Source organism: Candidatus Enterococcus leclercqii, from assembly GCF_009933135.1.
GTDB lineage: Bacteria > Bacillota > Bacilli > Lactobacillales > Enterococcaceae > Enterococcus_C > Enterococcus_C leclercqii.
This window is the reverse complement of record NZ_MAEH01000019.1, coordinates 1-5,139: the sequence shown is the minus strand read 5'-3', so window position 1 is coordinate 5,139 and position 5,139 is coordinate 1. Positions and strand designations below refer to the sequence as shown.

Annotated in this window: 5 protein-coding genes, 3 tRNA genes, 1 riboswitch and 1 other annotated feature; of the genes, 1 reads left to right on the top strand and 7 read right to left on the bottom strand. The window is 45.3% G+C overall.

Translation table 11 applies throughout. The annotated features are described in order from the left end of the window. Nucleotides 1-55 precede the first annotated feature (55 nt). Nucleotides 56-291, bottom strand: a binding site (T-box leader). Between the two features lie 192 nt (nt 292-483). From thiE to tenA, 4 genes are read right to left on the bottom strand one after another with little or no spacing between them, the layout of a single operon-like run. After that, entirely contained in the window at nt 484-1,119 is a 636-nt protein-coding gene (gene thiE, locus BAU14_RS12490) for a thiamine phosphate synthase (protein WP_161900441.1), read from the bottom strand. After that, entirely contained in the window at nt 1,116-1,961 is an 846-nt protein-coding gene (locus BAU14_RS12485) for a hydroxyethylthiazole kinase (RefSeq protein ID WP_161900440.1), read from the bottom strand. Before BAU14_RS12485 ends, thiE begins: the two co-directional genes overlap by 4 nt. Beyond that, nucleotides 1,948-2,478, bottom strand: coding sequence for an energy coupling factor transporter S component ThiW (gene thiW / locus BAU14_RS12480; protein ID WP_161900439.1), 531 nt, complete (start codon nt 2,476-2,478; stop codon nt 1,948-1,950). Before thiW ends, BAU14_RS12485 begins: the two co-directional genes overlap by 14 nt. A 41-nt stretch (nt 2,479-2,519) precedes the next feature. After that, nucleotides 2,520-3,239: a thiaminase II gene (gene tenA, locus BAU14_RS12475; RefSeq protein ID WP_161900442.1), complete on the bottom strand. Its 720-nt coding sequence runs from the start codon at nt 3,237-3,239 to the stop codon at nt 2,520-2,522. Between the two features lie 341 nt (nt 3,240-3,580). Next, a riboswitch (TPP riboswitch) is annotated at nt 3,581-3,670 on the bottom strand. Nucleotides 3,671-4,285: 615 nt separating this feature from the next. Between tenA and BAU14_RS12470 the strand changes: the two genes are divergently transcribed. Further along, the gene (locus BAU14_RS12470) at nt 4,286-4,651 is read left to right on the top strand and encodes a YccF domain-containing protein (protein WP_161900438.1); all 366 of its coding nucleotides are present in this window, start codon (nt 4,286-4,288) and stop codon (nt 4,649-4,651) included. Between the two features lie 167 nt (nt 4,652-4,818). Here the strand turns inward: BAU14_RS12470 and BAU14_RS12465 are convergent. From BAU14_RS12465 to BAU14_RS12455, 3 genes are all read right to left on the bottom strand, one after another. Then, nucleotides 4,819-4,892: transfer RNA gene (locus BAU14_RS12465), tRNA-Pro, on the bottom strand. 28 nt (nt 4,893-4,920) lie between these two features. Then, nucleotides 4,921-4,994 (bottom strand) — tRNA-Arg (locus tag BAU14_RS12460). 14 nt (nt 4,995-5,008) lie between these two features. Next, nucleotides 5,009-5,094 (bottom strand) — tRNA-Leu (locus BAU14_RS12455). Nucleotides 5,095-5,139: the final 45 nt, after the last annotated feature.

Genomic DNA, 5,139 nt, shown 5'->3' with positions numbered 1-5,139 from the left:
CAAAAAGTAGCCTTAATCTCCATGAAAATAGCAAAAAACGCCCTTTGGTAATTCACCAAAGGACGTCGGTAACGTGGTTCCACCTTTTTTCACACGCTTTTCACAAAACGTGTCTCAGCAAGTCATCAAACAATGACCGCGGCGATATCGGGCCAACCCGGATCTTCCTACTGAACACTTCAGAAGATCGACTCCAAGATGTGTTTCACTGCTGCCGGACTGCCTTTTTCCACCACCCAAAGGCTCTCTTTGAATCCCATCAGCCGCTACTCTTCTTGTCGTAGTCTGATTAATAATCGATGTTGTTGTAAAGTTTACGGCGAATTGTCTGAAAAGTCAATAACTATCTCTCAAAATTTTCGCTATTTTGTATAAATATTCGTTAAGCCGCCGTAATTCATCTCGCTTCATTATTTTTCATCCATTTGGTTACTTCTAAGTATACAGGATGAAAACAATCATGAAAACCTTTACCAAAAATCCTCATTTCCTCAATGCAGTCAGCTGGTCTATCTTCTCTCGAAGGCAGCGAACTTTGCTTGGGACATCCACAGCTTGCATGATTTCGGAGACCATACAGATCCCGCTAATCGGCACCTGAGTAAAGTCGGCGATCCGTTCTTCGTTGATACCACCAATAGCGACTACTGGGAGGGTAGTTTTTTGCAGGATGTCCTGCAGGTCTTCCATAGATGTCGGCTTGGTTACGACTTTCGTGGTCGTCGGATAAATCGCACCCACCCCCAAATAATCGGCGCCTTCTTTTTGGGCTTCTTGTGCCCGGTCTACTGTCTTAGCAGAAACACCCAAAATTTTTCCTGGCCCCAGCAATTGCCGGCAAAGCGCCACCGGTAATTCGTCATCACCGATATGAAGTCCCGCCGCATCCACCGCTAAACAGACATCCAGCCGATCATTGATAATCAAAGGGACCTCGTAACGATCACAGATGGTTTTAACCGCCAGTGCCAACTGGTAAAACCGCCGCGTGCTAACTTCTTTTTCCCGCAGTTGAACAACAGTCACCCCATTTAGACAGGCCTCTTTAATTATGTTCAAAAATTTTTCGTCGGAATAATCATAACGTCCTGTTACCAGATATAAGCGATAATCCATCATGTAAGCTCCTCTCCGCGAATGTCGTGCCACCATTGCTCATCTGACATGAGCAGCGACAAGCGATCTAGCGTTTCTTGGCGAAAAGCGGCCAATCCTAACCCCTTTGCTACTGTCACTTGGGCCGCTGCTTCTCCGCATAAATTGAAATAACTAACTGCTGCAACAGTTGCGACTAACGGTGCATTTCCTGCCCCCAATAACGCCGCAATCAAGCTGCCGACAATATCACCAGTCCCTGTGAAGCGGTCCAACTGGGCTACCCCATTAGTCAGCTGCAATCGGCGTTTTTCAGTCACAACCAAATCTACTGGTCCAGTGGCCAACAATATCAATGGACGACGCTGACAGACTTTTTGCATAGCAGCCGCTAATTCCCGTAACGCCGCTACTTCCTGATCCTCGATACTACCGTCAACACCTCGGGCCCGACTAGCCAAGCCACAAAAACGGCGCATTTCCGACAAATTGCCTTTAATAACTTGCGGCTCAGATTCCCACAACTGCCACGCCAAATCATACCGTAGTTGTGTAGCTGCCACACCAACTAAATCGACAACGATTGGTGTTTCGGTGGCTTTCCCATAACGAGCCGCTGCCTGTAAGGCTTGTTCTTTGCCATCCGTGATATGTCCCAAATTCAGCAACAGTCCATCGTTTTGCGCAAAAAACTCGTCAAATTCCCGAATATCATCTGCCATCACCGGTTTGGCATCCACATACAACAAAGCATTTGCCATTGATTCACAGGTGATCTCATTGGTAATGCATTGGATGAGAGGCGAATTTTTTATTGGCCAAGCTGCTGCGACATCCCGCAACAGCGCTTTTTCAAGCCCACTCATGATTACTCACCAAAAAAAGGGCTTGCACTCTTTTAAAGACCCGGGTCTCTTTAAGTTTAAATAAGACGAAGAAGGCGATTGCTGAACCGATGATGGTTGCTCCAATAAAGCGAGGAGTATAAATAAACCAATAAAGTCCCTGGTCACTGCCGGTAAACCAGACCATGACTGGGTAAGAGAGAATCGAACCGATGATACCAGTACCGATAACCTCGCCAATCATCGAACCCCAGATCCGGCCACCAGTCAGCCGATAGCCCCAGCCGGCGAAAAACGCGCCAAAGACAGCACCAGTCAATGCCAATGGTGGAATCCCCAACATCGTCATGCGGATAACTCCACAGATTGCTGCCATTACCGTAGCATAAAAAGGCCCTAGCAGTACCCCAGCAATGATATTGATTACACTGGACATAGGTGCCATCCCTTCGATACGCATAATTGGCGACAAGACCACATCCAATGCAATCATCAGCGCCAAAAGTGTGATTTTTTGAATCTTATTTGCTTGTGTCATTTTCTACTCCTTTTCCATCAGCTCTCTGATAATAAGCTCAATCAATTTGCTTGGCTTGACTGACAGCATTCACGCCAGCTCAATGGCCCGATTGCTGCTCCCTGAGGCCAGCTTTCAAGAGTCATCGCCATCTCCCAAAACAGATATTCCATCTGGCTGGAAATATAGAAAGCTGTCAACATCTGTTCCTGTTCGTCAGAGGGTGCCGCTGCGTATAAACGGTCCAAGATCCGCCGTTCGTTGGCTACTGCTGCCCGCCCCTCCTCCCCGGCATAGGTCGCAATCCAACGCTGATACAACGGATTTGGCGACCCCATCACAATCAGGCGCTCACCGATTTCTTGATACAACCATGGACAAGGCAACATCCCTGCAAAAGCGGTATTCGGCGTTCCTGCTGCCAGTTGTCGATACATATGAGAGACATAGTTATAAGCAGCAGGTGCTACGGGTGTCGCAGCGACTTCTTCTTCAGTGATCCCCAGCTCCTTGAAAAACGCTTCCCGAATTGCCAGTTCCCCTTCAGCCAAATGCTGGCTGTTTACGAGCATCAATTCTCTCACTTCGCTATCTTCAGCCGCTTCCCCAATCAATTGGTAAAGCTTACTGAAATGCTCCAAATAATACCGATCCTGCAAAAGATAATAGCGGAAAATTTCCGGTGCCAGTGTCCCTTTGGCTAATTCCAAAATAAAAGGATGCTCAAAGCTTCCCTCCCAATAAGGATCAGCATATGCCCGTGCTTTTTGTGTAAATGTCATCATTTTAACTTCACGCTCCTTGTTATCCGTATTCACCGTCATACTCTGCTACTTCTATGCAGTCGGGAAACTGCTCTGCCTTATCTCCAAAAGAACAGCAAAAAGCCCCCGACTGCGTTTCAAATCAAGAAACAAAGAAGGGGGCTTAGGAAAAGAAGCAGATCCTACCTTAAAAAATGGCAATAGCCAGACTGGAAAACACCAATTATAATCAAGAATCAGCCAGATGAACAACACGCGTTTTCAAAAGACAACACGTGTTTACACTTTTACCGTTTGCTAAAAAACAGCAAAGCACCCCATCAGAAAAATTCCGATGGGGTGCTGAAAACGGCAAAAATTTTGTGATCCGCACATTTCCCTGCGTCAGTGCTAACTGCTTCAGGTTCAATGGGTATAATCTCAGCTCTACAGCACCCCAAATGTTTCTTATTCGAATGTGACCACAGTGTAGCACATATTTCAAAACGCGGCCATGCCTTTTCCAGATTTTTACCATATGTATTTTTTTGAAATGCCATTAGGGAGCAGAACATCACTTCTAAATTCTCCTTGCAGGACTGCGTCAGCTGCATAACAGAACCATAGCAATCAGCCAATTCAGCTAGCGTTTATTACTTCTGACATCCTGCAGTCAGCTGGTATAGTTCAACTTAGGCAGAATCCGCCCAGTTTCTAAATTCGAAACTACCCTCCCTTGGGTCGGCTAGTATAGTTCAACTTGGGCAGAGTACGTCCAGTTGAACTTATAAAAACAGTGCTGTCGAGGGGAATCGACAGCACTGATACAGATTGAGAATTATTCTCAACCAATATTCAAAAAAAAGACAGATCAATCACACGAGGTTTATACTTGGGGAGTAATGAACCGCTCGTTAGATTTAGTATAACACAAAAATCAGCCGCTGAGAACTATTCTCAATTAAAAAAGTAGTTTTTAGTTATTAGCTGATCCTTTTTTATTCAAAATTCCTCCCAGTTCTTTTGCTGCCAATCTGAAAAAGCTGTTATACTAAAAGTATCTTGCGACAAGAAAGGAAAAATCTATGAGTTGTCTTGGAAACCTAATTTGGATGCTTTTCGGCGGATTGATCAATGCTGTCAGTTGGTTTTTAGCTGGCTGTCTATGGAGCATAACAATCATCGGAATCCCTATTGGAATACAATGCTTCAAATTTGCAGGTCTGGGCCTTGCTCCCTTTGGTAAGGAAGTCGTCTATGGAGGAAATGGTGCAAGTTTGTTATTGAATATCATTTGGCTGATTGTTTCTGGTATCCCGCTGGCAATTTCTCATCTGATTAGTGCGTTGCTACTGACCCTTACGATTATCGGCATTCCCTTTGCCAAACAATCTCTGAAAATGGCCAAGTTGGCTTTAATGCCCTTTGGTGCCCAAATCATAACACGTTGACCTATGAGGGAACTGTGACAATATTGAATCATCGGAAGATCGTCGGCTTGTCATTGATAAAAAAATTTCAAATACTAACTAACCTTGATTTCATCAAACTAAATCAGCGTAATTCACTACTCTGCTTAAATTGGCAAAAAAAAGAAGACCATAACAGTCTTCTTCAATCGGGAAGACAGGATTCGAACCTGCGACCCCTTGGTCCCAAACCAAGTGCTCTACCAAGCTGAGCTACTTCCCGGTATTAAATTTAAATAATAAAAAAACTACGCGCCCAAGAGGAGTCGAACCCCTAACCTTTTGATCCGTAGTCAAACACTCTATCCAGTTGAGCTATGGGCGCATAATAAAATCTAATGCCGAGGACCGGAATCGAACCGGTACGGTGATCACTCACCGCAGGATTTTAAGTCCTGTGCGTCTGCCAGTTCCGCCACCCCGGCGTTAACGAGGCATTAGGCATTAAAAAAAGCGGAAAACGGGGTTCG

Excerpts from the sequence above, each read along its gene's own strand:
- tenA (WP_161900442.1), bottom strand. The coding sequence starts at position 3,239 with ATGACATTTACACAAAAAGCACGGGCATATGCTGATCCTTATTGGGAG.
- thiE (WP_161900441.1), bottom strand. The coding sequence starts at position 1,119 with ATGATGGATTATCGCTTATATCTGGTAACAGGACGTTATGATTATTCC.
- BAU14_RS12470 (WP_161900438.1), top strand. The coding sequence starts at position 4,286 with ATGAGTTGTCTTGGAAACCTAATTTGGATGCTTTTCGGCGGATTGATC.
- BAU14_RS12485 (WP_161900440.1), bottom strand. The coding sequence starts at position 1,961 with ATGAGTGGGCTTGAAAAAGCGCTGTTGCGGGATGTCGCAGCAGCTTGG.
- thiW (WP_161900439.1), bottom strand. The coding sequence starts at position 2,478 with ATGACACAAGCAAATAAGATTCAAAAAATCACACTTTTGGCGCTGATG.